Consider the following 26,296-nt stretch of genomic DNA (forward strand, 5'->3'; position numbering starts at 1 on the left):
ATGTCACCCGCTCCGAACGATGTTATTGAAGCCCTTCTCAACGATGCCCCTGATCTTCTCCGGTGGTCCGGTGCTGTCGCGCGGAAGCTTCGTTCATTCAACATTGCGCTCGAAGGAAAGTCATCCGGGAATGCCAATACGGATGCGTTGACTCTCGCCGATTTGACGGTTCAGGAACTGGTCGTTGCGGGGCTTCGTGACCGCTCTCCCATTCTGCGGGAATGTCGTATTGAAGCGGAGGAAGAAAATGGTGATCTCGGAGCCTTTCGCGACGAGGGGGAACTGACAATCGCGCTCGATCCGATCGATGGAACAAAACAGTTTCGTGATCGAACCGGCAACGGATATTCCGTCATGCTGCATCTGCGAACACGGGATGATGTGTTGTTCTCACTGGTCTATTGTCCTGAAGATGGACCAACCGGTTCGTGGACAATGGCCTACGGAGACACATTGAAATGTGGGCCCGATGACTTGAGCTTGTCCGCTCAGGAATGTCTTCAGGCGATGCCGAACATTCAATCGTCCGGTCGACCGGATTCCCGGAAGATCTATCTCATCGGATTTCAGAAGAATGACGCAGCCAATGCTGAGAAAGTGACCGCTGCCGGGCTTGAAGGATTTCCGCCTGACGAAACTCCGGGAAGCATCTATCCGCTGTTGGCTACAGGCCAGTTCGGAGGGTCACTCATTCACTCGCCGAATATCTACGACTATCCGGTTTCGATCCAGATCGCTCGAATTCTCGGCGGCGACAGTGTTTGGGTGCACAACGGGGAGCCTGTCCATTTCGAAGAGACATGGATGGACGATCGGGCGTCGATGTTGCGACTTCCAGGAATTGTGGCCACTGCCGATTCTCCCGAGAAGCTCAAGATTCTCGTCGATCTGGCGCGAGACTGGAATCCGGTTCGATACTCAGATTGATGTGTCCCGGGGGGAATTTTATTCTGAAGATCAAGCAGGAGAATGGTCTCGCTCAAGAGTCCTTTGAGGGAGATGGAAGCGGCTGAAGTCGTTTCATGATCCAGAGAATGACCGGGCGAGCGGTGAAACGAACTGAGAACGCGAGCAGATTGTTCATGAAACCGGGCACGACGAGCCGGCGTTTCTTGCGAACGCCGCGATAGCCCGCATCGACAACCGGTTCGACAGGCATTTTCAGCATCTTGAAGATGTTGGCTTGTTCCATATCTGAGTCAGATCCGAATCCGGTGATCGTCGGACCGGGGCACAGACACGTGACAGAAATATTCGTTCCCCACAGTTCGGCTGTCAAAGCTTCTGAGAACGACAAGACATACGCTTTCGTCGCGTAATAGACAGCACAGTTCGGTCCGGGTTGAAATGAAGCTGTTGAACCCAGGTTCAGGATTGATCCTCGGTTTCTTTCGATCATTCGCGGGAGGATCAAACGTGTCAGCTCTGTCAGTGTGACAACGTTGAGCATGCACATGTCGACGTGGCGATCGGCAGGGATCTCTTCAAACTTTCCGTATTGCCCGAAGCCCGCGTTGTTGACGAGAACGTCAATGTCGGGATGTGTTTCGACCACTTTCTTGTGAAGTTCCGAAGCTGCACCCGGATTGGAAAGATCCATCGAAATGATGCGGGTTTTGGTGCCATGATCAGCGTGAAGGCGGTCGGCGAGTTCGCGAAGTTTTTCTTCACGACGCGCGACAAGAATAAGTTCCGCTCCGTCGGAAGCGAATCGTTCCGCGATTTCCCATCCAATTCCGGAGGACGCTCCGGTAATCAATACAACTTCGCTCGCCATGCCTGTGACATCTCCCGATGCTGCCGGTCCCCGGTGCTTCCAAATAAAGTGTGCGGGGCTGAATGTTTGACGTTGTTTTCGTTTCACTCATCGTCGTCAAAATCGTCGTCGATTTCATCCGACATGACGGCGTGAGGGTGCGAGTGCTCGTAAGTTTCGCGCATTCTTCGCGTACTGACGTGTGTATAGATCTGAGTTGTTGTCAGGCTTTTATGTCCCAGAAGTTCCTGAACACTCCTCAGATCGGCGCCCCCGTCGAGGAGATGTGTCGCGAAACTGTGACGAAGCGTGTGAGGCGAAGTGATTCTGTCGAGACCGGTGATTTTGAGGTATTTGTCGATCATACGACCAATGCTGCGGGTCGTGAGCCGTCTTCCGAAGCGATTGAGAAACAGCGCTTCTGTCTCTTCAGGCAGCCCATTGGGATCGGGTTCTCGCACACTCATCCAGTGTTCAAGAGCCCGAACAGCATACGAACCGACTGGCGCAATTCGTTCTTTCTTGCCTTTACCGAAGACACGCAACACATTCGTCCCACGATCCCAGCTGTCGACATCGAGTCCGACGAGTTCCGCGACACGAAGTCCGGCTGAATAAAGAGTTTCGAGAATCGCGCGGTCTCGCAACCCCATTGGATCATTCGCCGGAGGTGCTTCAAGCAGACTGGCGACTTGTTCGCTGGTCAGAAAATGAGGCAGCTTGCGTCCTGTGCGGGGCGTTCGAAGAGCTTTCGCGGGATTGGAAGTCGTGATCCCTTCTCGCATCGTATAGCGAAAGTAGCTTCTCAACGCAGCGAGTCTGCGAGCGATCGTCGTGCGTGCGTACTGACATTCGTGGAGATAGGAGACGTACCCTCGAAGGACCGGAATCGTGATCTCTTCCGGATGAGGAATTGTTCCGACGCGATCCTGCAGGTAGTCGTAGAAGCTCGCAAAATCGTCTCGGTAAGATTTGAGTGTCAGTTCCGACGCGTTGCGCTCGATGTGCAGGTAACGGAGGAAATCGTCAACACTTTTTTGCAACGTCGCTGCTCCCGGTCGAGTCAATTGATGTCCGCAGAGTCATCACTTGCTTCCTGAAAAGAGCCTGAAGCTCTGGCTTTCGCACTTGCTCGGACTCTGAAACAGATTGGTTGTCCTGTTTCCTCGTGCAAATTGACGGAGATCATTTCGAATGATTCTCTATGCGCTCCGCCGGAATTTTGTGGTGGTCTCTTTGGCTTCTGCCTGCAGCTGACGAACTCTCTGGCTGAGAACTGCAGCGTCGTACCAGGTGAAGTTGAGTTCTGGATCGGCTGCATAATGTCCGAAAGTCTGAAGCAATTGAGGGGCGCTTTCGGCATCAAAGAGGAAAACGAAACGTTCTCCATCTTTGACCATTGCGACAACATTGACACTCCGCGACATAATGCGACACCTCGTTTCGCCGACAAACTTCACTGATGTCGTTATCGACGAATCGGGAGTGAACTGTGAGAAGATGCGGACGCGGAATACGAAGAAGTTTCTGGAGCTTGTTGGCGTCTTCTGTAATCGACAATACCCGCTGCCTCACCGGGAATTGCCCAACTTCTCGTTGGGGGCGAAGCACGAATCCATTGGAGCTCGTGAATTCTAAAGAAACTGCCGGGAAAAGTGACTTGCAATTGAGCGCTGAAAATCAGAACAATTCTCGGTGAAAACCTCAATCACGATGTTTTTCGGAATCACTCTTCCGTCACGTTCATCCCTTTCGAAGCTCATTCATCCAACATGACAAGTCAATTTGTGGTTCCCAAGGGCTTTCGAATGAACGGAGTTGCTTGCGGAATTAAAGAATCCGGGAAGCTCGACGTTTCCGTATTTGCCTCGGAGCGTCCAGCCGTTGGAGCCGGTGTCTATACGCAAAATCAGGTCGTCGGCGCTCCTGTTCTTGTGAGCCGGGACCGGACTCCAAGCGACGCAATTTCGGCAATCGTGATTAACTCCGGAAACGCGAATGCGTGTACGGGCGAACGTGGCTTAAACGATGCCGAGATGATGACTTCGATCGTCGCTGAGCAACTCTCGACGGCCAGTGAAAACGTCCTTGTCTGTTCGACGGGAGTGATTGGTCACTTCCTCCCGATGGAGAACGTCAGCCAGGGGATTCGGGCAGCGTGTCAGGGGCTCGGCAGTCAATCGGAACAGTTGACGCTCGCTGCCAAAGGGATCATGACAACCGATACATTTGAGAAAATTGCTTCTCAGACGCTCAACATCGACGGACAAGAGGTTCGAATCACCGGGGTGGCCAAAGGGGCAGCAATGATTGCCCCGAACATGGCGACGATGCTGGCAGTCGTAATGACTGACTATTCACTTCCGAAGGACCTTGCGGGCGGACTTCTTCGAACGGTGGTCGATCAGTCGTTCAATTGCATTTCCGTCGAAGGACACACCAGTACGAGCGATAGTGTGTTGCTTCTTGCAAATGGATCTTCGGGAGTTCAGTCTCCGGCCGGAGGTCCGCACGTGGAATTCATCGAGGGGTTGATCAAGGTCTGTCAGGAATTGGCGCAGTTGATCATTCGCGATGCTGAAGGCGCCCAACACTTTGTGAAGGTCGCTGTCACTGGATTGCCTGAAGTGGAACAGGCTCGTCGTGTTGCCAAAGCAGTCTGTGATAGTCCGCTCGTCAAGACAGCGATCACGGGGAACGATCCGAACTGGGGCCGCATTGTTTCTGCAGCAGGTTATGCCGGCGTTCCTTTTCTGGAGCGAGACTTGTCTTTGGAGATCAATGATGTCGTAGTCTACGACCTCGGACGTCCATTGGACTTCGATGAAGTTTCGCTTTCTCAATCGATGGCCCAAGGGGAAGTCGACATTCAACTCAAATTTCGACTGGGAAATGAATCAGTCACTTATTGGACGTGCGATCTGACTTCAGAGTACATCCGTCTGAATGCGGACTATACGACGTAAATTTCTGGACCTGAACTTTCAACCCCAGGGTTGTCAGTCGTCGGCCGGTCGTTGACAATAGAGAGATGGGTCTGACATCGGACACGAAACGGACATCACAATGGCGAGGATTTTGGTTGTTGATGACAGTCTGGTCGATTTGCGTTTGGCAAGTCGATTGCTGGAAAAGATTCCGGACTGGGAAGTCACAACTGCGCGCAACGGGCGTGAAGGGCTGGAACAGGTTGAACTTGAGATTCCGGATTTGATCGTCACCGATCTGAAGATGCCGGAGATGAACGGGCTGGAACTTGTCGAAGCGATTCGAAATGAATATCCGCTTGTGCCCGTCGTTCTGATGACTGCTGGCGGAAGTGAGACAATTGCTGTGACGGCTCTTGAGAAGGGAGCAGCCAGCTATGTGCCGAAGACCGAGTTGGGAAGCGAATTGATCGACACTGTCGAACGAATTCTCGCATCCTCCAACAAGCGACGGAAACGTCGCCGGCTTTTAAATTACTTATCGTCTGTCAGCTACGTTCTCGATAACGACCTCGATCTGATCTCAGCGTTGGTAGCGGAAATCCGAGAGACCGTTCAAGAGAGATGGATCTTCGACGAGAATGAGAGTCTTCGTTTCGCCTCCGCAGTCGATGAAGCTCTGACGAACGCCTACTTCCATGGAAATCTGGAAGTGAGTTCGGACCTTCGAGAAGAAGATCCCAACGCTTATCACGATCTGGCAAACACGCGGCGAAAGCAGGAGCCGTTTCGGTCGCGTCAGATTCATGTCGAACTGAACATGAGCAAGGAAGAGGTTTCCATCACCATTGTCGATCAGGGATCAGGATTTGATCCGGAAGCCTTGCCGGACCCGACATCTCCGGGCTATCTCGAACGCCCCAGCGGACGCGGCGTTTTGCTGATGCGAGCGTTTACCGATTCGATCGAATTTAATCCGACCGGGAATGCGGTCACGCTTCGCAAGAAAGTGAATCGCCAGCTGAACGGTGATTACATTATCGACGACACTCTTGAGACCAGCGAGTGAGAATCGTTCACTCACTCGTTAACTGGTTCAGCATGACTTCGTCTTCCGTTTTCGATTCTTCTGAAATTCACGATCGCTGCTGTTTCGCTTCTGCGACGCAACGAGATCGGACGAACGCAGAGATCTCAGGCAAACGAATTAGAATCGGAATCCGACACGGCCGATGAATTGTCCGTCGATATCGAAGTCGCGTCCCGGAGAGGTGTATTTAACTTCGCGATTGAAGGCATAACCGCCCTCTGCGAATGTCGTGACCCAACCGGCTTCCCATCGAAATCCACCGACCAGACGATAATCGCTGAACTGAACTTTCGCGTCCGACGTATTTCCGGCGATCGTCAGTTCGGTCTGATAGGACTCGACGTGGTATTCCCCTTCGACGTACATCCATGTCGGGACTCCGTTTGGTGTTCCGAGGAAGACGCTTGCTCTTGTGGTCGGGAACAACAGGCGGAATTCCCAAAGATCGTTCGGTGTCCAAACTGCACCCGCATACGGAATGACAATGTCATCGACGCGATCCCAGTAGGCTGCTCCGATCACCCATTGCCACTGAGGACTGACGGGGACATAAGCAACGACACGGCCATCGAACTGAAAGCTGTCTGAATTGAGAGACGTGTCCAGATCGGTGGCGATGGCTGGAGTGAATCCAAACTCGAAAGTACATCCTCGTGCACCGGTCCGTTGAAGAGCCAGATCGAGTCCGAAGCGGAAGAACGATCCCGGAAGGTCTCGCGTTGGGTCATCGGCGGTCGGACCCTGAAGGCTTCGGTAATTGAACTGAGGTCCGAATGTCCACACGTCACCGGGCATCCCCGGAGTCAGATATTCTTCTTCAATGTCAATCGCCCAGATTTCAACGTCTCCCACATTCGGGCTGCTGGTTCCGCTGCTCGGAAGCCATGTTCCGTCGACGCGAGAGTTCCAACCGAACTGTTGAGGTTGAGGACCAAACACTCCGTATCCGTTCGAAGGAGCGATGGGAGAAATCATCCCCCCTGCCCACGGATCCTGAGTGATCGGCGTTGGATAGCCAGGTGCTCCGGGACTTGTGTACGGCTGCGGCATTCCTCCCTGAACGGCGGCGTTTGGATCGCCGAATGTTTCAGGAGGGTAGAAGGTCGTTGTCCCCGGAGGAGGAACAGTGAGTGGACCCGTGGCATACATTGGCCCTGATGTCGTGACATCCTGGCCGCGAATAATGAAGTCCGCTGGAGCATTCAATGCTTCATCGAACGGGTTCGCAGCGAAGGATGGGACCGCTGTCGTCAAGCTGGTCGCCAGGACGAGAAGAACGGAACTGTTCACAGGGACATCCTTGTCGATGAGTGGTGAGGGAGAGGAATCTTGGGGTGAGAAAGGGCTCACTCAAAATGTGAATGAGGATCGGAAATTTCCAGAAAAACAGACAAGTCGTCAAGATCGCCTCAAGTTTTCAGAAGACCAGTGCGAGGGGAAAGCGGGTTCCGGTTTTGAATCTCCGAATTTGAAATTTGCGTAAGTTGTTGACACATCGAAGACTCGCGCAATTCGTGTGTCCCTTTTGTGTTGGAATTGTCAGTTCTACAATTCAAAATCGTTTGCCCGAGTTTGCTCAAGTTTTGATGAGGGAGCGATTCTTCACCGATTGAGTTGCCATGCAGAAGTTGTCGCTCTTGCTGACGAATACGTACGCAGTCGCGAGAAACAATGCTCTCGTTGCGATCGAAACACCGAACGCGAGCCGGATGCCCTCAGAGAAGTTGTGAGAATGATTCGAACGGGATGGATAAGAGAACTGACGCAGCCTCTTCTCGACTTTGTCTACCCCCGAACCTGTCTGATTTGTGGGAAGTCAATTCATGATTCGGGGAAATTTGAAGTCTGCCCAAGTTGTTTCGCGGAGGTCAGCGGAGCGAAATTTCCGAGATGTCAGATCTGTTCCGGGACAGTGGGGCCGTATCTGGACACGTCAAACGGCTGTTCAGATTGCAGCAAGTCCTCGTTCGCATTTCAGTCGGTCCAGAGTCTGGGGCCGTACGAAGAGCCGCTGCGAGGGGCAATTCTCAGGGCAAAGACTGGTTCAAACCCTGCTCTCACAGAAACCTTGACTAATCTGTTGTGGGATCAGGAGAAAGACCGTTTGCGGTCGATCGGTGTCGATTTGATTGTTCCGGTCCCGCATCACTGGGTCGATCGAATTCTGTCTCCGCGTCCCCCTGTCGAACTGATTGCTGATCGGTTGGGAGGCTTCTTGATGGTGCCGGTGGAGCATCATATACTTCGCAAGCATCGGCGAACTCCCAGGCAGCGAACGATGGAAAATGTCACCCAGCGGCGACAGAACCTTCGAGCTGCCTTCACCGTGCCCAAACAAGCAACTTTGGATGGGGCGCACATTCTGCTTGTTGATGATGTATTGACGACCGGGACAACCTGCCATCGGGTGTCGTCTGAACTCAAGAAAGCTGGCGCCAGGCGAGTTGACGTTGTTGTCATCGCCCGCCATGTCAGCCAACAGTCCCAAAAATCGGATCGCGTGACTTTGGAATCCTCCGAAGAAGCGATCACAGGTTGAGTGTCTCCATGCAGGATGAAGAAGAGTTTGGGAAATCGAACGACGCGGAAGACTCCGCACCCGTTCGACGACTGACGCCGACGCGAATTTTTCTTCGCGGACTCGCAGTCAGTCTTCCCGCCATTCTTACCGTTTTGATTCTCCTCTGGGTCTTCGAGAAGGTGAACGCCTACTTGATTACGCCAGCGACGTGGGCTGTCAAATACTCCATTGCTTCTCTGGTCGATCAGTCGATCGAGGTTCACGATACACCCGTTCAAGGTGACGTGAAACTCTTCCGAATCGACGGGGCTCCTTCACTGGATCTTTGCGGAAGCGATTATCTTGTGACGGCAGAACTCCAGTCGAAGTATCGTCGATTCATCGAGAACGAACCGCCGATCGAACTCAATTTCGAGTCGGACGAAGAGGTCACTCCGCTCGACGCTTTTGCCGTCAGGCATCAGCGACGAATTCAGTGGCTCCAGTCAAACGCCGATCGGATTCCGAGTGGTGTTTACGTTCAGTTTGGTCCGTTGGCTGTTCCGTATGACGTTTACTCGGAAGTCGCGAGACATCTTCCTCCGGGGCAAATGCCAACATCTGCCCGGGCGGTTTATATGGAATATGTGGCCCGGAAATATCTCGGGAGCGTGTTCCCACTGAGCTTACTGACCGTTGTCATTTTCATCGTTCTCTTCTACTTCGCTGGTCAATTCGTTTCGGCACGGATTGGAAACTGGCTGGTGAGAGGCGTTGAAACACAGGTTCTGGGAAGATTGCCGGTCGTGAGAAACGTTTACGGCTCCGTCAAACAGGTCACAGACTTCGTGTTCACAGAGAACCAACCTGTGGAGTATCGACGCGTCGCTGCGGTGCAATATCCCCGCGACGGAATCTGGACCATTGGATTTGTGACCGGGGAAAGCATGATGCAGATCGCGATGGGTGCGGGAGAACCGTGCGTCGCTGTCCTGATCCCAACGTCGCCGATGCCGATGACCGGATTCACAGTCAACGTTCCCAAAAGCGAAGTTCTTGACCTCGACATTACGGTCGAGCAAGCGATGCAGTTCTGCATTTCCTGCGGCGTGCTTTCTCCTCCTCACCAGAAGTTGACGAAAGCCAAGTTTCGGGAACTTGTCGAAAAGGGTTTGCTCAACGGACCCCGCAACCCCGCATCCTCCTATCCGGGAGGAACTGTCAGCCCTCCCGCATTGAGCCCACTAACTCCTCCGGAGACTCTCAAACCGGATGATGGAGAAAACGATTGAATTCCAGTACATCAGGCCGCACGATCAGAATTGCTACTCGGCAAAGTCAGCTGGCACTCTGGCAGGCGAATCATATTGCCGATCTCCTTCGGCAGGAGACCGATCAGTTCAAGGTTGAGTTGGTTCCGCTTTCCACGATCGGAGACCGCGATCGTTCGGAACCGTTGCGGAATATGGGAGGCCAGGGAGTTTTCACCCGGGAAGTTCAACGAGCTGTCCTCGATCAGTCAGCGGACATCGCGGTTCATTCGCTGAAGGATCTCCCGACGGACACCGTTGACGGACTCGCACTTGCGGGAGTTCCGGAACGCGCGCCGCGATTTGATGCTCTCTTAATGCCTCACGGTGCTGAGGTCACAGGACTGGACGAGCTTCCCGAGAAGGCTCGTGTCGGAACGGGGAGTCCTCGACGGCAGGCACAAATTCTCGCTCAGTATCCGACTTTGGAGTTGTGCGAAATTCGGGGCAATGTCGAAACACGAATCCGCAAGCTGGACGAAGGAGAATTCGATGCTGTCATTCTCGCAGAAGCGGGTCTTCGTCGACTTGGGTTGGAAGATCGAATTGGCGCCATTCTTCGTCCGCCTGTGATGTATCCCGCCGTCGGGCAAGCGGCCCTTGGTCTTGAGTGTCGTGATGATGATGAACAGGTGATTGAACTCCTTCAGTCAGTGACTGACGACAAAGCCCTCGCCGAGGTCACCTGTGAACGTGCTTGCCTCGCAACTCTTCGAGCCGGGTGTCATGCTCCGGTTGGCATTCACTGCGTTGTTGAGAATGATCAGATTGAAGCGACCGCCGTTGTTCTCAGTCCCGATGGACGCGAACGGTTCGAAGCAGCGATCACCGGAACCTCAGACGATGCACTTTCTCTCGGTCAACAGCTTGCAGAAACCTTAATTGCAGGTGGTGCGGAAAAGGTGCTGTGACGGACGGTTGCCTTCGATGAGATTGTGACAAGGACGATTCGAACCCGTTTTCGCGAATTCGCACGGGCGAATTGTGCGAGGGCGATGCCAGCCACTTCCTGCGAGAGTCATCGACTTGGATTCCTGAACAATCGGAGTTCGAGTGCTCTCCCGGTCAGACTGGGGTTGATGGATTCTCTGGCATCGGTTACGACGCGCGGAGGAAATCAACAGTCTGGCGCTGCCGATGCGTTCAGGCGGAATCACAAACATCCGTTGTTCCGTGTCCGCTGCTCCTCGGCAACTCGCCAAAAGTACTCTCACCTTACGAAATTTCCTCAGGGAGGAATCAGGATGTTTCGCTTGACCACATGTTTCACGGCAATGCTTATGCTTGTCGGAATCGCCAACACGACGTTCGGCCAGGATCCGGGACCGGATCTCGAAGCAGTTAAAGAACAAGCTGACGATGCTTACCGACAAAGGAACTTTCCGCAGGCAATTCAATTGTCCAATCAGGTTCTGGCCAAACAGCCTCAGGACCATGTTGCTCTCTATCTTCGCGGGAGTGCACAAGTTGAGATGGGAATTCTGACAGGTGATGCCGACATGCTTCGCCGAGGAATTGCCGATGCTCGCAACGCCATTCGATTCGAAGAAAATGGCAAGCCCGAGTATTATCTTCCGTATATCTACGGAATGAGTCATCTCGCCGATGTCGAAGAGAAAAAGGCTCACGCTCAAACTGCCAAAACTGTGGCAGAGTCGGTGCTTGAGCGCGAGGATCTCACCGCTGAGCAACAGGCAAACTTGCTCTACCAACGGGCACAGGCGAACATGCGTCTTCAAGACAACGCCGCTGCTGAAAGAGATTTGAAACAAGCGATTCAAGTCTCTCCGAAACACACCGCAGCCCATATGGCATTGGCGGAGTTTGCAGCCCGAACGAAAAGCCCCGCAGAAGCGATTGCCGCTTTCTCAAGCGTCGTCCAGTCGTTTCCTGAGAACCCAGTCGCGTGGAACAATCGCGGGATGTTCCTGCAGTCCCAGGGAAAGACTGCTGAAGCCATTCAGGACTTCACTCAGGCGATCAAGCTGAACGGTCGCTTCATTCCTGCGTATATCAATCGTGGATTTGCCCATCTGGAAGCTGGCGATTCCGCAGCTGCCGAAGCGGCTTTAAGTGAAGTCCTCACAATTGATCCATCTCAGGTCGGAGCATTGAGTCTGCGGGCGACAGCGAGACTGAATCAGAACAAGGCAGCAGAAGCACTTCAGGACTATCAACGCGTCGCCGAGATGGCACCTGAGAATCCAATGTCGCATGCGGATCTCGGATTCGCACAGTTCTTCTCCGGAGATTTCGCCGGGGCGTTTGATTCGTTCAACAACGCACTTCGCATTCAACCTGACATGCGTTTCGTGTTGCCATGGAAACTGGCGAGTGCCATTCGAGCGAGCAAGTACCAGCAACAGGACTATCAGGCCATTATTTCGAAACCTGCCGAATCGCGTGACTGGATCGATACTCTCGTGCTGTTCCAACTCGGTCAGGTCGATGCCCAGTCACTCTTGAAGGCTGCCCATCCCGATGACAAAGACGCACGAGCCGCTCAGTTGTGTGAAGCTTACTACTTCATCGGAATGGAACTTCTTCGACGAGATCGACAGAAGGATGCAGTGGCTTACTGGAAGCAGTCGATTCGCTCGGAATTGCCACGGCTTTCAGCCTATCGCGGAGCCGTTTTCGCACTGAAAAACTCCGGAGCGAGCACTCAGTAGTCTCAGTGATTGATTGTGAGGACTGATGAAAGCAGCTAGCGAGTGATCACTCGCACGTTCTCAGTCTTCTGCAATCATCGACGTAAATCAACAGCCCGCTTTTCGACTTCGAAAGGCGGGCTGTTTTCGTTCTCTGAGGAGTCAATGAGGATTCGATCGATCAATCGGAACTGCTGAAAACCTGCACTGAAGGCTTACTAATTCGTGAAGGCTTACTATTCCTGGTAATCGATCTCGATGACTCCGTCGTCGATCATTGACTGCGCATGTTTCATCGCTTGCTTGAGCCTCGCTTGCTGTTTTGCACTCAGCTCGTCTTTCTGACACCGTTCGAGCCTCTTCTTCGCGGCGCTGGGACGGTCTTCGACATAGACGAGAATTTCGGCGACTTCGAGAAGAGCAGAAGAGTGATTCGGGTGGCTGTTGAGAAACCGATTGTAGATTTCCATCGACTTCTTCATCGCACTGGCGCGACGCAATCCACGGGCAAGAAGAAGCAGTTGTTCACTGCTGGGGGACCAATCCGGCAATCGCGATTGAAGGCGCAACAGTTCCATGTAAGCGGCTTGAGCTTTCGAGTTTTCGAGGAGTCTTGCAAACCGCTTCGGCGAGGCTTTGATGAAATTCGATGAAGAGTTCGCTACTTCGGGGCGAACTCTTTTCGCTGTCTTGGTCGATTTCCGACGGCGGTGCGCATCTTGAAACTGCTCGGAAAGATATTCGTCGCTGTTCGGTGTTTGTCCGGAGACGTAGGAAAGCAAATCCCAACCTTCGCAGTCGACGAGTTTCAGTTGAAGGTACGCAAACCCGACGATGGCACCAACCGCTCCGCCCAGCAGGTGCAGCCACTCGCTGTAAGCGAAATCACCAAGCACCAGCGCGAAGAGCAGCGATGTCGCCAACATGAGGAGTGAGTAGGCCACAATCGAAATCTCGAACACGCCGACAAACCGGAAGAAGACCCAGTAGAAGACGGTTAACTCGTTCGCGGGAGCCCAGATCAGAGTGATGACCATCAGCCCGTAGATGATCGCCGAGGCTCCAAATGAAATGAGCTGATCGGAATAGATCAACTGTTCCACGAAACATTCGACAACTCCAATTCCCAAATAGAGCGGAATGAATTGCATCCATCCGATTTTGCCTTCAATGATAATCCCGAAGCCCCACAGGAAGATCATATTGAATAGCAAATGAAAGAAGCCCCCGTGCACGAAGTTGGAAGTGATCCACTGAAAGGGAGTCAATCCACTGCTGTGCTGCAATCCATACCGCTCGATCGCGGTTTCGATATTGCCCCCAATCACCAGATAAATGGCGACATTCAAGACGATGAGCGCCAACGTCCCGATCGGGCGGTAATAGATAGGGGCGTCGGTTGAAATAGGGATCAGAATCATCGATCAATTCACCCGGACGCGATAGCGAAATCCTTGCGATGTTGACTCCCCGCAAGTGAGAGGAATCCTTCCGCTCTCACCAGAAATCAGACCGACTTCAAAAAGAAACGTCTTCCGGATCAATTCCGGCAGACGTCATAGCTCTCTCGGGAAGCTTTCCTTAAGGATTGGAACGAGATGCCTGAGACATTCGATCAAAATCTCTCCGTGGATTCCCGCGCAATCAACGTGTTTGACGACATCCTTGTAATAGTTGAGAACCGGAGCTGTCTCCCGATGATAAACTTCGAAACGTTTTCGAGTGACCGATTCGCTCGCGTCATCGATCCGGTTTTCGAGCACCGCCCGGCGTCGAATCCGGTCAATCATCGCCTCTTCATCCTTGCAGTCAAAGTGAAGCAGAGCTTTGACGTCCACGTAATCTTTCAGCATTTCACATTGCTGAACGGTGCGAGGCAGACCGTCGAGCAGCAGAAGCTGGTCGCGCGGTCGAAATCGCTCTGCTGCTCTTTGAGCTTCCAACCAGTTCAGAAAAATCCGGATCGTCAAATCGTCAGGAGCAAGTTCTCCTCGGGCGCTATATTCGCGAACGATCTGTCCCTCTTCGGATTTCAGATCGAGTTTGCGGAAAATCACTCCACTGGAGAGATGAAAGAATCCGGGCACATTCGTCAGGATCTCGCCCTGAGTTCCTTTTCCGGCTCCGGGGACTCCAAAGATCAAGGCTGCTGGATAAGGGTAACCTCGCTTACTCTTGGAAACCGGCTTTACTTCAACAGATGACATTACAGCTTTCTTCTTGAGTTCGGCGACAGCTGCTGAACTGGCAACTGGGCATCACAGTTCGAATGCGAGCGGCAAACGCGAACAAGTTACTCCATCAGGTTGGAGAATGCGATCGAAGAATTATCGCTGCAATCGGCTTCGTCGATCAACCCAGGGGTCATTGATCGACTTCAACCGGTTATCAAGAAAGGTCAGGATCGGGGTATAAGCGATTTCGATACGTTGTTGAAGAAGGCCAATTCCGCTGTCTTTCAAACGAGGTTCCAGAAAAACCGCTCGATCCTCATTGGCTTTGACGACTGCGAACGTATTGAAGATGGCTTTTGCGTTTCGGTAGTTTTGCGTATCGTCTTGTCCAACGATCACCATCAATGAGATGTTCATTCTCGGATTCTTCAGGAATCCGATCGCTCGATTCGAATGCACTTTTCCTGCACTCGTCTTCGGAGAAATCATGACGATTGCCCGCACGTCTTGTCCTCGCGGTGTTCGTTCCGCAGGAATTGCGTGGTCGTCGAATGGCTTTCGCTTCCAGTCAAACTCTGCAAAACCAGCGGCGATCGGGGCACCCAACCCACTGCCAATTACGCCTAGCTTGCGCATGTTCAGCTTTTGTTCCTGATGCAGCGTGAAGATGAATTCCTTCACAGCTTCGAGATCGCCGAGAACCATTCTCTCATAATCCGTCGGACGAATTGGCTCTTCCCGGCCTTCGATGACGCTTTCTCCGGACTTTCGGAGATCGACCGTGATGACTGCATATCCACGTTGTTGCAATTCAGCTGGCAGGGTTTTCGGCGCATTTCGCGGACCAGCCCCCTTATCCCAGGCGATTCGGGTTTCTTCCAGATCGGGAACGATCACGACGACAGGGGCATCTTTCGGGGGACCGGCGTCGGGGTTCGCTGGGAAATAGGTAATGTGGATTGGAAAACGGTCTCCGACTGCCTCGAGAGCTACAGCCGTCGATCCGTCTTGGGCACTGCAAATCCCATGGAAAGAGAGTCCAACGATGAGTGCCAGGGCCAACTTTGATCGCATCATGGGGTTGTGCTTTGTCTGGAGTTGGAAATTGAATAGAACAATTCGTTTGCGGCATTCCGGACGTGAGAACCAGTCCGTATTCGCAACGAACATGACTGATTGGTTGAATACCTCTCTTCAAGTCTAAATCTCAAAGCAAGATCGGTCAATTCGTTGATCGATCGATCACGACGTCAGGGGCGATCTGAACGTTTTGAATCCCTATCAGACTTCTTATCGGAAACGTTGAACACGATCGAGCGGATGGCATTTCCTCCATCTTTCTTGAAGCGAAAGAAACTCCAACTTTGATTCTTCTGCAAAATCGATCAAACTGGTCGACCACACTGTGGAAGGAATTCGGAATGCGTGGACTTTTGATAACCGGAACGGACACCGACGCGGGAAAAACTTACGTCTCGTGCGAAATCATTCGCCAGCTCCGAGCTCTCGGGCATCGAGTCGGGGCGTATAAACCGGTCTGTTCCGGGGCAACGATCCGGGAAAATCAGGAGGTCGTCTGGGAGGATCTCGAACAACTCTCGTCTGTGATCGGAGCAGAGTACGAGAAGAATCTGATCTGTCCGCAGAGATTTCATGCGGCGCTCGCTCCGCCGGTCGCAGCCCGTGAGGAGGGATCGAAAGTCGATTCCGAGACGCTCTATGCCGGTCTCCGCGACTGGTCGAATCGGGTCGAAGCGGTTGTCGTCGAAGGAGTGGGAGGATGGTTTTGCCCTATCTCGGAAACGGAGACGATCGCCGATTTTGCGAAGCAGCTGCGATTTCCCGTTCTTCTGGTGATCGGACACAAACTCGGTGCTATTAATCATGCAATCCTCACGATTGAAGCAATCCGAACCTCGGGGCTTGACCTGGTTGGAATTGTCCTGAACGATATGAGCGGACAAAGTACGGTCTGTCTTTCCGATAACCAGGAACAAATCTTAAGATTTGCGCCGGTTCCGGTCGTCGGAAACGTAGAGTTTCAAGGTCGCCTGGAGTGGCAACGTCCGACGGATTGGACCACCGCCGATTTGTGGAAACGGATCACCGGCCCCCCGACCGACACCTGATGGATCTGAGACTCAGACCATCAAACACCCATACAATAATACTGGCTTGAGGCGATTGGCCTTTCACCCTCCCCGAAATCCTACCCACCACGACGCACCCTGATCGTTCAGAGTAAAAATTGGACTCTCGCATGTCATCACGAGACGAAACCCCGAACTTCGACTGGTTGGAATCACAACGCGACACAATTGCTGACGAATCGAAGACGCCTTTTCCCTCAATGGACGACTCTGAGGCCACAGAGTCACTGGAGGAAAATGAAGCGGAAATTTCGGCAATCATCGACGACGAAGATTCGCCCGAAAGTGATGAGTCGATTCATAACCCGCTGCCAGATCCAGAGTTCAATGTTTCGGACGGAACAACTCTGATCATGAAAGGCAAAGCCGAGTCGGAAGATGATTCCGATCCGTCGATTCGGGAAATGTCGACCACGGACCAAACGATCGTTCTCGGGAGAGAAAGAGAAACCTTCGCCGATCCCCACGAAACGAAAGCTGATATGGAAACGTCAACGGATCAGGAATCGGTCGAGCCCCAACCTGCCTCCCCACCGCCGAAGGTAGAAGTCGAAGCCTCATCACGACTTCCGTTCATGATCCTCGTCAGCTACGCGAGTTTGATCACAATTATTGCTCTTTTCCTGGCGCTCAGTTCCGGTCGATCGCATCAGTTAGAGAGCCTGCCGGATGTCGCACCGGAACCGATTCAGGAACTTTCCTATGTCGCTCCCAAGGAACAACTTGCGCCCGGCCACACATTGCAAATTGGCGAGAAACAACGCTTCGGAAATCTGCTCGTCGAACCGATTCGTGTGGTCATCGAGCCAATCGAATTCACTCACTATTCCGGGGAAGAGTCACGGACGCGAGAACCATCGAAGCCAGTGATGAAGCTCTTTCTGAAGTTCACGAATGTCTCCGATGATCAGGAAATCGCCCCGTTCGACCGAAATCTGACGCTTCGCTGGGTCAGAAGTTCGGATCAGGGCGAGTACTCCAACTACTATCTTTTCAACACTCAGTCCGCCGCCGATGCGAAGGCTCCGCCCGTATTGACTTATCACCTCACGAGTTCGAGCGACTGGGACATGAAAGACCAGCAACTCGGCAAAGTGCTGCAGCCGGGAGAATCGTTCGTGACCTATCTAGCGTCCAGCGAGGACGGAATCGACAGCCTTTCCGGCGAAGTCGCCTGGAGGTTCCAGTTTCGGAAAGGGTTTTCCCCAGCGGGAAACGGCGTGACGACACTCGCAGATGTCGTCTTTAACGCGGACAGCGTGTAACGCTCGTACCGGTTTCCCATCATGTTCAGACGGCGGATTTTCCTGCCCTCAGAATTGAGATCTTCTTTGGGTTGCCGAGACACAGCTTCGTAAGTAAATTACCCCTCCCAAGCCCAAGTGGCGGAATTGGCAGACGCGCTAGGTTGAGGGCCTAGTGGGGATAATACCCCGTGGAGGTTCGAATCCTCTCTTGGGCACTAATGAAAAAGGACTTCTCACCGAATCGTGAGAAGTCCTTTTTTGTGTCTTGAGAGTAGTGAAGATTGCGATCAGTGAAGATTGTTGTGTGCGAAAGTTTTGAGGGTGATTCGATGTGATGCGATGGGGGTGGTTGCTCCCTCACAACCTTGAAAGCGAATTTGCTGGGTTTGGGAAGTGTCTTGTTGGCGGTTTCTTCCGGAAGATGTCTTACACAGGTGAGGAGGCTTCGGCGGGTTGGAAGACCACCATTTCGTAGAGGCTGGAATCGAGTGAGACGGTCGTTGTGATTTCTTCGAGGGTGTTCACGACGGCGACATCGTGGCTTGACTCGCAGTCCTGTCGGATTTCGTCGATCGCTTCTTCCGGGGTGACTGTGACGGAGCTGAGATTCTGCTGAGTCAATTCGACGAACCGTCTGGTGATTCGCAGGATTCTCGCACCGATGGGGACGTTTCCGGTATCGGACTTTTCCAAGTTGCTTGTTTGGAGCAGAACCAGTGGGAAGGCTCCGTTCAGGGCTGATCCGAGTGACTTCACGAGTTCGGTTCCATGGAAAGTGCTTTCGCTGGTTTCTCCGAGATCTTCCAGTCCACCCACAGCCTGCTTGATGACTCGCGAGGTGATTTCAATATTCGACAGATCCATCAAGAGTGCGGCGACGCGAACGTCGTCCACTTCGCGTGGAGACAATCGCATTCGAATCGCTACTTGTTCAGCCAGGCGGTCGACTCGTTCAGAACGACTATGAAGATCCGGGTTGGCACTTTGCAGGTACCGTGAAAGGACTTCGACGACACCAACGTGTGCTTCGTGAAGTTCGAAGGCTCTCGCGTTTCGGTCTTCGTTCAGAGTCCCGACCATGATCGCTGTCAGTCCGAGAACGGCTCCCCAGACGAGAACACTTAAGCCGATGGTGAGAGGTGAATAGTCGAACGAGAACCGATACAGATCGAGAGTGATGACGAGTGTCGCAACGACAACCGAGAGTAGCGACAGAACTCCGGCGCGATAACGCCCGAGAAAGAATCCTGCGAGGACAACCGGGAGGAAGAACAAGTTGAGAACGACCACTTGAGACTGCTCGATCGAAAACAGGATTGCTCCCAGCCCGAGCACAGTCATCACCAGAAAAATCTCAAAGAATCGTTCGTTTCCGCGGTGCCCGGGATTCATTTGCTCGCCCTTATCGTCGAAGAAGAAGGTTGGTCGCCGTTCGTTGTGAGTGATTCACCGTCAGGAGTTGATGAGGAAGCCTGCGTCGCTGATTCGACGACTTGGGAGAGAAACTCTGCTTCCGCGGAAGAGAGTTGGTCCGGGCGACTACGATCTGCAAACCGATCGGCGATGTCCTGAAATTGAGTCGTGATTGTCAAGAATGCCTGAACAACTTCCGGATCGAATTGCTTTCCCGAGTTGTTGCAGATCATGCGAACGCACTCTTCGTGCGAGTACGCACGCTTATAAATCCGCCTGGATGCGAGAGCGTCGTAAACGTCTGCGACAGCCACGATTCTCGCAGCCAGCGGGATATCTGTTTTGTGAATTCGGTTGGGGTATCCGCGCCCATTCCACCATTCGTGGTGGTTCAAAGCGATGTCTCGGGCCATCGCGAGGAAGTCGGAATTGCCGAGGCGTCGTTCGATTTGGTGAATGCACTCGCTACCAATCTTGGCGTGAATTTGAATCTGCACTCGTTCTTCAGTCGTCAACGGGCCTTGTTTGAAGAGCAACGAGTCAGACACTCCCACCTTCCCGATGTCATGGAGGACTGAACTGATTCCAATCATGCGGATGAATTCGCCGTTGACCGTCGAGTGGAATTTCGGGTTCTTGCGAAGCGCAGTCGCGAGCCGAACCGAGTAGAGGCTGATCCGTTCGAGATGTTGTCCCGTATCGGGATCGCGAGATTCCGCGAGTTTGGCCAGCCCGAAAATGATTGCATCGCGCGTCCGAACGAGTTCGTTCATCGCGAGAAGTGTTTCTTCGTTCTTCTGTTGAAGTTGGTCGTCGACGGGAATCAGAATGTGGTTCACGACCAGCCAGTTAATCCCGAAGAAGACTCCCACCATCCAAATGAAGGTGGAAATTTTGAGCAGTGGAGAGAGGGATTGCTCTGTGCCGTAGCGCAAGAGCGAATCGATCGCGGCGTTTTCCAGATTATGGAGCACGACGACGCCGAACATCAAACCTAGTGCCTGAGCAGCGGTTAAGGTGATGACGAGTCGTTTGACAGACAACATAGCAAGCCCAATTAGAACCGATAAACACGGACACTCAGAATCTATGTCGAGTCGTCACGGCTGAAGCGAGATTCCCCAAGTTTGAGTAAGATTCGGCGATCGATTGCAACGTTTGTGCGGCCTGATCATGGCTCCGAAAGTCATTCCTGATATGATTCTTCGCTTTACGAAATATTCACGAGTCATCGAGAAAAATAGAAACGTCCAGCGGTGAGGCGTGTTTGGAGTCACATTGAAAATGGAGACGCAACGACTAACTCTTGAAATGGCAGCGACGTTTCTCAGGGAGGGCCAGCTCGTCTCCTTTGGAACAGAAACGGTTTATGGGCTCGGAGCGAATGCCCTTGATCCGGTTGCTGTTGCGAAGATTTTCGATGCCAAACAGCGACCGACGTTTGATCCTCTCATCGTGCATCTGGCCGACGCAGCAGACGCCGACCAATACGCTGTGGAAATCCCCTCAAACGCACAAGAGTTAATGGAGGCCTTCTGGCCGGGACCGCTGACGCTCGTCGTTCCCAAGAAGTCGGTCATCCCGGATTTGGTCACTTCCGGACTTCCGCGAGTTGCTTTGCGAGTCCCCAATCATTCACAGGCGCGAGAACTGATTCGCCGTGCTGGTGTTCCGCTGGCTGCTCCGAGTGCCAACCCGTTTGGAGGCATCAGTCCGACGACAGCACAACACGTCCTCGATGGTTTGGGAGGAGTCATTGACGGGGTTGTCGACTTTGGCCCCTGCCGTGTTGGCGTTGAATCAACCGTTGTTGGATTTGATGATTCCGGGGTTCCCATTGTCTTGAGACCGGGAGGAGTGGCGGTCGAAGATCTGGAATCCGTGGTGGGAACCGTGCGAACGATGCAGTCAATGCCGCACGACGACAATCTTCCTCAACTCGCTCCGGGAATGCTCAGCCGACATTACGCTCCGAACAAGCCGTTGACCATTGTTGAAGATGTCTCAGAGTTTCGGGAGGAAGCACGGATCGGTGCGATCAGCCTTAGTCCCCTGCCCGATGCGGAAGGTTTCGCGGTCGTGGAGGTGTTGTCTGATTCGGGGGATCTGGTCGAAGCGGCAGCGTCGTTCTTCTCGGCACTTCGAAGACTGGAAGCTTCCAAGTTGTGCGACCGCATTATCTGTGCTGCATTCCCGGATCATGGATTGGGAAAAGCATTGAACGATCGGCTTCGCCGGGCAGCAACTCCTCTCGTTGACTCATGAGCAATTCGCTCCTGACAATCAAGCTGGTCCATTTAGAAAGAATCTCGTGAATCGTCCCCACGTTCTTTTGATCACAACTGACCATTGGCCAGCCACTCTACTCGGGGCTGCCGGACATCAATTGATTCAGACGCCGACTCTGGATGAGCTGGCTCGACAGGGAACTCGATTCACGAATGCATACAGCGAGTGTCCGATCTGCATTCCCGCACGGCGGACACTTCTTACCGGGATGAAGCCACGATCTCACGGAGATCGAACGTTTCAGACGACTTTAGAAATGCCTTCCGCGCCAACTCTGGCACAGTCGTTTCGCGATGCTGGCTATCAGGCCTATGCCGTCGGCAAGCTTCATGTTTATCCCCAGCGGAATCGAATTGGCTTCGACGATGTTTTGTTAGCGGAGGAAGGGCGGCCCCATGATGGAGTCATCGACGACTATGATCTGTATCTGGGAGACGAGGGATTCGTCGGCCAGCAGTTCGAACATGGGATGAGCAATAACCAGTACTTCACGAGAACATGGCATCTTCCCGAACGATGTCACGTCACGAATTGGACTGCTCGGTCGATGTCGCGGATGATTCGACGTCGTGATCCCACCCGGCCCGGATTCTGGTACCTCTCCTTCACGCATCCCCATCCCCCACTTGTCCCGCTTCAGCACTATTGGGACATCTACCAACAGGTGAATCCGGCGATGCCTGAGTGTGGGGAATGGGCTCCGCCTGACTGGAGTCTCCCGGGGAGTGAATGTCATCCCGGAAAGAGTCACTCAGACTCACGAGTTCCCTGGCTCTTGAATATGGTCCACAACAAATGGACGATCCGGACGCAAACGGAGTACTTTGCAGCTTTGAGAGCCGTCTTCGCGTTGTGTACGCACATCGATCATCAGATTCGATTTGTCCTCGGGACTCTGCGGGAAGAAGGCTTACTCGATGAGACGATGATCCTCTTCACTTCTGATCATGGGGATATGTTCGGACAACATGGTCTCTGGGGAAAACGGCTGTTCTATGAGGGAGCTGCGAATGTTCCCATGATTCTTGTTCCTCCAGCTGGGCAATCGGATGATGCCTGCGGACACGTTGACTCTCGGCTCGTCGGTCTTCAGGACGTGATGCCGACGCTGTTGGAGATGTGTGCGATCGACGTTCCCGATTCGTGTGATGGCCGGTCGATGACGTCATCTCAGGAACGCAATGTTCTCTATGGAGAGTGCAACGAAGGAGCGACCGCGACTCGAATGATTCGTCGCGACCAGTTCAAACTCATCTACTACGCAGCCGGAAACGTATTCCAACTCTTCGACCTTGACGCTGACCCGAATGAGACGGTCGATCTATCACGGTCTGCGAGCCACGCTGAAGTGCTTGACGATCTGAAGACGCATCTTCGCGAGCATCTCCACGGAAGTGATGCCGAGTGGCTGGACGACAACGATGAGTGGGTTGGTCTCTCGAACGATCAGCCTCCTCTTCCGACGGAACGGGGATTGTTTCTGCAGCGTGGAACGCACTGGCCTCCCCCGTATTATGGTTGATGGATCAGTCAATACTGTTGTGAAAAAACTTGCAAGATTTTCGCGTGAGGCGAGGATGTCGCGAAGATAAGGTCGCTGTTGCGCGTGCCAAGAGCTACAATCCGTGATTCTCGACTTCGCTCCGTGCGAGGAGATTCATTGTCAATTCCGCAACAATCAGGAGCGGAATCATTTGTTCAGGATGTGTGAAAGGTCTGTCGTGATCATTGTTCTCAAGCCCGACTATACCGACGAGCAGCTACAGCATATCTGCGAAAAAGTCGAAGAAATGGGCTTTCGGTACGAGTTGAGCCGAGGTGTTCAACGGACCGTCTTGGGTGTGATTGGCGAAGAGGAAGAGCTTCGAAATGCTCCTCTGCAGGCAATCCCCGGCGTCGAAAATGTGTTGTCGGTCTTGAAGCCATACAAGCTGGCAAGCCGCGAATTTCATCAGGACGATTCGGTCTTCGAACTCGGTCACGGAGTAAAAGTCGGCGGAAAGTCGATGATTCTCATCGCTGGTCCGTGTGCGATTGAGAGCGAAGACATCCTGTTCGAGATTGGTCGAGCAGTGAAAGATTCGGGAGCGAATGTGCTGCGAGGAGGTGCATTCAAGCCTCGCACAAGCCCGTACAGTTTTCAGGGGCTTGGAGAAGAGGGGCTGAAAATTCTCCGGACTGTCGGTGACGAACTCCAAATGCCCGTCGTGACGGAAGTCATGGATCCTCGGCAAGTGGAACTGGTTGTCGAGTATGCAGACATTCTCCAGCTCGGTGCCCGAAACATGCAGAATTTCAATCTCCTGAAAGAGATTGGAAGCACAGACAAGCCCGTCCTGTTGAAACGCGGAATGAGTGCGACTGTTCAGGATCTGCTCATGTCCGCCGAATACGTTTTGGCTCATGGGAACAAACGAGTGATCCTCTGCGAACGCGGGATCCGAAGCTTTGATTCCTCGACACGAAATCTGCTCGATCTCGCGATGGTTCCCAATTCCAAGGGATGTTCGCACTTGCCGATCGTCGTCGATCCGAGTCACGCAACCGGTCGTCCCGATTTGATTCCAAAAATGGCACTTGCAGCTGTTGCAGCCGGAGCGGACGGAATTCATATCGAAGTTCACAGCTGTCCTGAGAAAGCGATGAGTGACGGCCCGCAAGCTCTCTTGCCGGGACAATTTCATGAACTCGCAGAACAAATTCGATCTCTGGCTGGGTTCTTCGAAAAAGAAGTCGCTCCGACTCCTCAAGTCGTCTAGCAAAATCTTGGTAGAAATCTGTTTGTGACTGAGCGAGTGCACCGGCAAGAGCAGCAGGCTTTCGGCGAGTGCATATTTCGCTTGCCTTGATCAATCAACGATCCTGATTCGAGTCAGCGAAGATCCTGCTCTTTCACAAGTGAGGAGTTCGGGATCAGACCGGGAGAGGACCAGCATGCAATGGTTGGCAGTCGCGTTGGGAGGTGGCCTCGGTGCGATGCTGCGATTCGCGTTGAGTCAATGGGTGGTCCGGCGTTTTCCCGTCGGAACACTTGTTGTCAATGTGCTCGGTTGCTTTCTGATCGGCCTGTTGATTTCGCTGGCTGTGAAGACAAAGTGGCCCGGACCAACGATGCAGTGTTTTCTCATCGGTGGGTTCCTGGGATCATTGACAACGTTCTCGACCTTCGCCTATCAGACGTTTGAACTCACCGCAGAAGAGAGCCTGAGTTGGGGAATGCTCAACCTGTTCTCGAATCTCATTCTCGGACTGGGACTGGTCTGGTTAGGAATCGCTACCGGGGAAACCATTGCCGCCGCATTGGAAACGTCGAGCTGATTTCGTCAGAGCGGCTTTCGTCGAGAGCGAGCGTCTTAGCGGCTCTCCTGCGGATTCCACCACCAGCTTCCTTCCGGAGCGGGAGACTCTGTTCCCGGCAATGCGGAAACCCCTTCGTCCCGGACGTCTCGCGCCACCCGTCCCGCATCAATGGTGACGCCACCGACAAGTCCGAGGAGTACGCCCCCGGCTTTCTTTGTGGTTGACTTCGAGGCAACGAAACGCGGAGGGCTGTAAACCTCTTTCGGAAGTCGAGCATCCTGCATCAGTACGGGGAAAACATCCTCAACATTCCCTCGATCCCAATTCTGGTCAATCAACGCTCCGGCGAGAGCCAGATCGTACAAGCTTTGAAGTTCTGCGAACGCGGGGTGCCGGGCTGCGAGTTCTTCGAAGTGGGCTGTGAACTGTTGAGCGAAACGTTCCGTGGATTTTCGCGTGACGGCAGAGGCCGATCTGTCTCCTGTCGCATCTGAGATTTCTTCCTGAGCCATCAATTGGGCGCGTTGACCTTTGATCGCGAAGACGGTTTTCTCGGCGTTGGTGCCGATTGGCTCGTACAGCGGCATGAACCACCATCGCTGCAAGCTGTTTCCCTGAGGGCGAAGAAGGGCGAGATGGCTGGAAATGCCCCGCACTCTTGAAGGATCCAGTCCGAGCGCAATGCGTTTCATTCTCAAGTCCGCCTCAACGAGAGCGAGGGCGAAATGGGAATCGTCGGGAACTCCCCAGATCGAAACCTGCTGGTTCCCCAGAATCGTGGCCATCGTTCGGATGCGACGTTGGGCAGATGAGGTGGACGTGACACTCGAGTTCGCACGCACGAATCGTTGAAGCTTCGACAGGTTTTCGTTCGTCGGATCAATTGAGACTCCGATTTCGTTTTGTCCGGAGATCGTCGAGCGAAGCGCCACAACAAGATCGTCCAGCTTCATCGGAGGTCGTCCGGTGGTGTTGCCCAGAATCTGTCCGTCCGGGCCTGGGCCGAAACCTTCCGCGGGGCCAACCAGTCGAATGTCTTGTTGTTCCACATCGATCACGACGTAATCAATTCGCTGAAGGCCAGCGAGATAGGCGATGGCTGGGGGGATTTCGGGATCTTTGGCAAGGCTGGAGCGGAGGGCCTGATCGAGTTGTTTCAGCGAGAGGACTCTTGCTTCATTCTGTTCGATCAATGTGGGATCACTGAGTTGCTCTGTGAACGCGGATTGCAGGTCTTTTAGCTCAGAGCGTGAGATTCTTCGTGTTGGAGAGGTCCTGACGATTCCGTCTGCGTCGATCAGAATTCCGCCGACGTTCTGATTTCCGTTGTTCCCATTGCCGTTTCCATTTCCATTCCCTCCGCCTGCCTGTTGAGCCGGGACGTTGGAAGGGAGGCTGATCACTAAAATTGCGCAGCAAAGGAGAATCTTGAGAGTGTCACACATGGATCGTTGATTCCTTTTTGCGAACTCATTTCCCCGATCGGGGA

The 26,296-nt window shown here is 53.2% G+C and carries 23 protein-coding genes, 1 tRNA gene and 1 pseudogene; 15 read left to right on the forward strand and 10 right to left on the reverse strand.

Annotation, left to right across the window (positions count from 1 at the left end; all coding sequences use genetic code 11):
• A complete protein-coding gene (locus tag KOR42_RS08555) occupies positions 1-927 on the forward strand; it encodes an inositol monophosphatase family protein (RefSeq protein WP_146508819.1) in 927 nt (308 codons plus the stop codon).
• Positions 928-979: 52 nt separating this feature from the next.
• On the opposite strand, the gene KOR42_RS08560 is transcribed toward KOR42_RS08555, so the two are convergent.
• From KOR42_RS08560 to KOR42_RS08570, 3 genes are all read right to left on the reverse strand, one after another.
• Positions 980-1,864, reverse strand: coding sequence for an SDR family NAD(P)-dependent oxidoreductase (locus KOR42_RS08560; RefSeq protein ID WP_197440988.1), 885 nt, complete (start codon positions 1,862-1,864; stop codon positions 980-982).
• Entirely contained in the window at positions 1,861-2,799 is a 939-nt protein-coding gene (gene xerC / locus KOR42_RS08565; protein WP_146508821.1) for a tyrosine recombinase XerC, read from the reverse strand. Before xerC ends, KOR42_RS08560 begins: the two co-directional genes overlap by 4 nt.
• Before the next feature lie 159 nt (positions 2,800-2,958).
• Positions 2,959-3,183, reverse strand: coding sequence for a hypothetical protein (locus KOR42_RS08570; RefSeq protein ID WP_146508823.1), 225 nt, complete (start codon positions 3,181-3,183; stop codon positions 2,959-2,961).
• Positions 3,184-3,528: 345 nt separating this feature from the next.
• Between KOR42_RS08570 and argJ the strand changes: the two genes are divergently transcribed.
• Together argJ and KOR42_RS08585 are read left to right on the forward strand one after the other, a co-directional pair.
• Positions 3,529-4,722, forward strand: coding sequence for a bifunctional glutamate N-acetyltransferase/amino-acid acetyltransferase ArgJ (argJ, locus tag KOR42_RS08580; protein WP_146508827.1), 1,194 nt, complete (start codon positions 3,529-3,531; stop codon positions 4,720-4,722).
• Between the two features lie 100 nt (positions 4,723-4,822).
• A complete protein-coding gene (locus tag KOR42_RS08585; RefSeq protein ID WP_146508829.1) occupies positions 4,823-5,752 on the forward strand; it encodes an ATP-binding response regulator in 930 nt (309 codons plus the stop codon).
• A 138-nt stretch (positions 5,753-5,890) separates the two neighbouring features.
• Here KOR42_RS08585 and KOR42_RS08590 read toward each other — a convergent pair whose 3' ends face one another.
• On the reverse strand, positions 5,891-7,063 hold the full coding sequence (locus KOR42_RS08590) for a hypothetical protein (RefSeq protein ID WP_146508831.1): 1,173 nt from the start codon (positions 7,061-7,063) through the stop codon (positions 5,891-5,893).
• Positions 7,064-7,505: 442 nt separating this feature from the next.
• Here KOR42_RS08590 and KOR42_RS27825 point away from each other — a divergent pair.
• From KOR42_RS27825 to KOR42_RS08610, 5 genes and pseudogenes are all read left to right on the forward strand, one after another.
• Positions 7,506-7,715, forward strand: a pseudogene (locus KOR42_RS27825) (double zinc ribbon domain-containing protein); the annotation flags it as partial.
• 126 nt (positions 7,716-7,841) lie between these two features.
• On the forward strand, positions 7,842-8,312 hold the full coding sequence (locus KOR42_RS26515; RefSeq protein ID WP_197440989.1) for a ComF family protein: 471 nt from the start codon (positions 7,842-7,844) through the stop codon (positions 8,310-8,312).
• Between the two features lie 8 nt (positions 8,313-8,320).
• Positions 8,321-9,565 carry a DUF502 domain-containing protein gene (locus KOR42_RS08600; RefSeq protein ID WP_146508835.1) on the forward strand — a complete coding sequence of 415 codons (1,245 nt, stop codon included), beginning with the start codon at positions 8,321-8,323 and terminating at the stop codon, positions 9,563-9,565.
• The gene (gene hemC / locus KOR42_RS08605) at positions 9,562-10,494 is read left to right on the forward strand and encodes a hydroxymethylbilane synthase (protein WP_146508836.1); all 933 of its coding nucleotides are present in this window, start codon (positions 9,562-9,564) and stop codon (positions 10,492-10,494) included. The genes KOR42_RS08600 and hemC overlap by 4 nt, the downstream gene beginning before the upstream one ends.
• Before the next feature lie 333 nt (positions 10,495-10,827).
• On the forward strand, positions 10,828-12,255 hold the full coding sequence (locus tag KOR42_RS08610) for a tetratricopeptide repeat protein (RefSeq protein ID WP_197440990.1): 1,428 nt from the start codon (positions 10,828-10,830) through the stop codon (positions 12,253-12,255).
• A 215-nt stretch (positions 12,256-12,470) separates the two neighbouring features.
• On the opposite strand, the gene KOR42_RS08615 is transcribed toward KOR42_RS08610, so the two are convergent.
• The 3 genes from KOR42_RS08615 to KOR42_RS08625 all read right to left on the reverse strand — a co-directional run bounded on the left by KOR42_RS08615 (position 12,471) and on the right by KOR42_RS08625 (position 15,485).
• Entirely contained in the window at positions 12,471-13,655 is a 1,185-nt protein-coding gene (locus tag KOR42_RS08615; RefSeq protein ID WP_146508840.1) for a rhomboid family intramembrane serine protease, read from the reverse strand.
• Between the two features lie 135 nt (positions 13,656-13,790).
• Positions 13,791-14,441 carry an adenylate kinase family protein gene (locus KOR42_RS08620; RefSeq protein ID WP_146508842.1) on the reverse strand — a complete coding sequence of 217 codons (651 nt, stop codon included), beginning with the start codon at positions 14,439-14,441 and terminating at the stop codon, positions 13,791-13,793.
• A 120-nt stretch (positions 14,442-14,561) separates the two neighbouring features.
• Positions 14,562-15,485, reverse strand: a complete 924-nt coding sequence (locus KOR42_RS08625; RefSeq protein ID WP_146508844.1) for an alpha/beta hydrolase — start codon at positions 15,483-15,485, stop codon at positions 14,562-14,564.
• A 344-nt stretch (positions 15,486-15,829) separates the two neighbouring features.
• Here KOR42_RS08625 and bioD point away from each other — a divergent pair, with 344 nt between their 5' ends.
• The 3 genes from bioD to KOR42_RS08640 all read left to right on the forward strand — a co-directional run bounded on the left by bioD (position 15,830) and on the right by KOR42_RS08640 (position 18,020).
• A complete protein-coding gene (gene bioD, locus KOR42_RS08630; protein WP_146508846.1) occupies positions 15,830-16,537 on the forward strand; it encodes a dethiobiotin synthase in 708 nt (235 codons plus the stop codon).
• Between the two features lie 131 nt (positions 16,538-16,668).
• A complete protein-coding gene (locus KOR42_RS08635; RefSeq protein ID WP_146508848.1) occupies positions 16,669-17,823 on the forward strand; it encodes a hypothetical protein in 1,155 nt (384 codons plus the stop codon).
• 111 nt (positions 17,824-17,934) lie between these two features.
• Positions 17,935-18,020, forward strand: a tRNA-Leu gene (locus tag KOR42_RS08640).
• A gap of 211 nt (positions 18,021-18,231) precedes the next feature.
• Here the strand turns inward: KOR42_RS08640 and KOR42_RS08645 are convergent.
• Positions 18,232-19,197, reverse strand: coding sequence for an HD domain-containing phosphohydrolase (locus KOR42_RS08645; protein WP_146508850.1), 966 nt, complete (start codon positions 19,195-19,197; stop codon positions 18,232-18,234).
• Positions 19,194-20,264, reverse strand: a complete 1,071-nt coding sequence (locus KOR42_RS08650; protein WP_146508852.1) for an HD-GYP domain-containing protein — start codon at positions 20,262-20,264, stop codon at positions 19,194-19,196. The genes KOR42_RS08645 and KOR42_RS08650 overlap by 4 nt, the downstream gene beginning before the upstream one ends.
• Before the next feature lie 238 nt (positions 20,265-20,502).
• Between KOR42_RS08650 and KOR42_RS08655 the strand changes: the two genes are divergently transcribed.
• The 4 genes from KOR42_RS08655 to crcB all read left to right on the forward strand — a co-directional run bounded on the left by KOR42_RS08655 (position 20,503) and on the right by crcB (position 24,825).
• Positions 20,503-21,483 (forward strand): L-threonylcarbamoyladenylate synthase, encoded by a 981-nt coding sequence (locus tag KOR42_RS08655; protein ID WP_146508854.1) that lies wholly within the window; start codon positions 20,503-20,505, stop codon positions 21,481-21,483.
• A gap of 46 nt (positions 21,484-21,529) precedes the next feature.
• Complete coding sequence (locus KOR42_RS08660) at positions 21,530-23,029, forward strand: sulfatase-like hydrolase/transferase (protein ID WP_197440991.1); 1,500 nt, start codon at positions 21,530-21,532, stop codon at positions 23,027-23,029.
• A 199-nt stretch (positions 23,030-23,228) separates the two neighbouring features.
• Positions 23,229-24,266, forward strand: coding sequence for a 3-deoxy-7-phosphoheptulonate synthase (gene aroF, locus KOR42_RS08665; RefSeq protein ID WP_146508858.1), 1,038 nt, complete (start codon positions 23,229-23,231; stop codon positions 24,264-24,266).
• 175 nt (positions 24,267-24,441) lie between these two features.
• Positions 24,442-24,825 carry a fluoride efflux transporter CrcB gene (gene crcB / locus KOR42_RS08670; RefSeq protein WP_146508860.1) on the forward strand — a complete coding sequence of 128 codons (384 nt, stop codon included), beginning with the start codon at positions 24,442-24,444 and terminating at the stop codon, positions 24,823-24,825.
• A gap of 35 nt (positions 24,826-24,860) precedes the next feature.
• On the opposite strand, the gene KOR42_RS08675 is transcribed toward crcB, so the two are convergent.
• The gene (locus tag KOR42_RS08675) at positions 24,861-26,252 is read right to left on the reverse strand and encodes a DUF1598 domain-containing protein (RefSeq protein WP_146508862.1); all 1,392 of its coding nucleotides are present in this window, start codon (positions 26,250-26,252) and stop codon (positions 24,861-24,863) included.
• Positions 26,253-26,296: the final 44 nt, after the last annotated feature.

The sequence above is a fragment of the Thalassoglobus neptunius genome (assembly GCF_007859735.1).
Lineage (GTDB): Bacteria > Planctomycetota > Planctomycetia > Planctomycetales > Planctomycetaceae > Thalassoglobus > Thalassoglobus neptunius.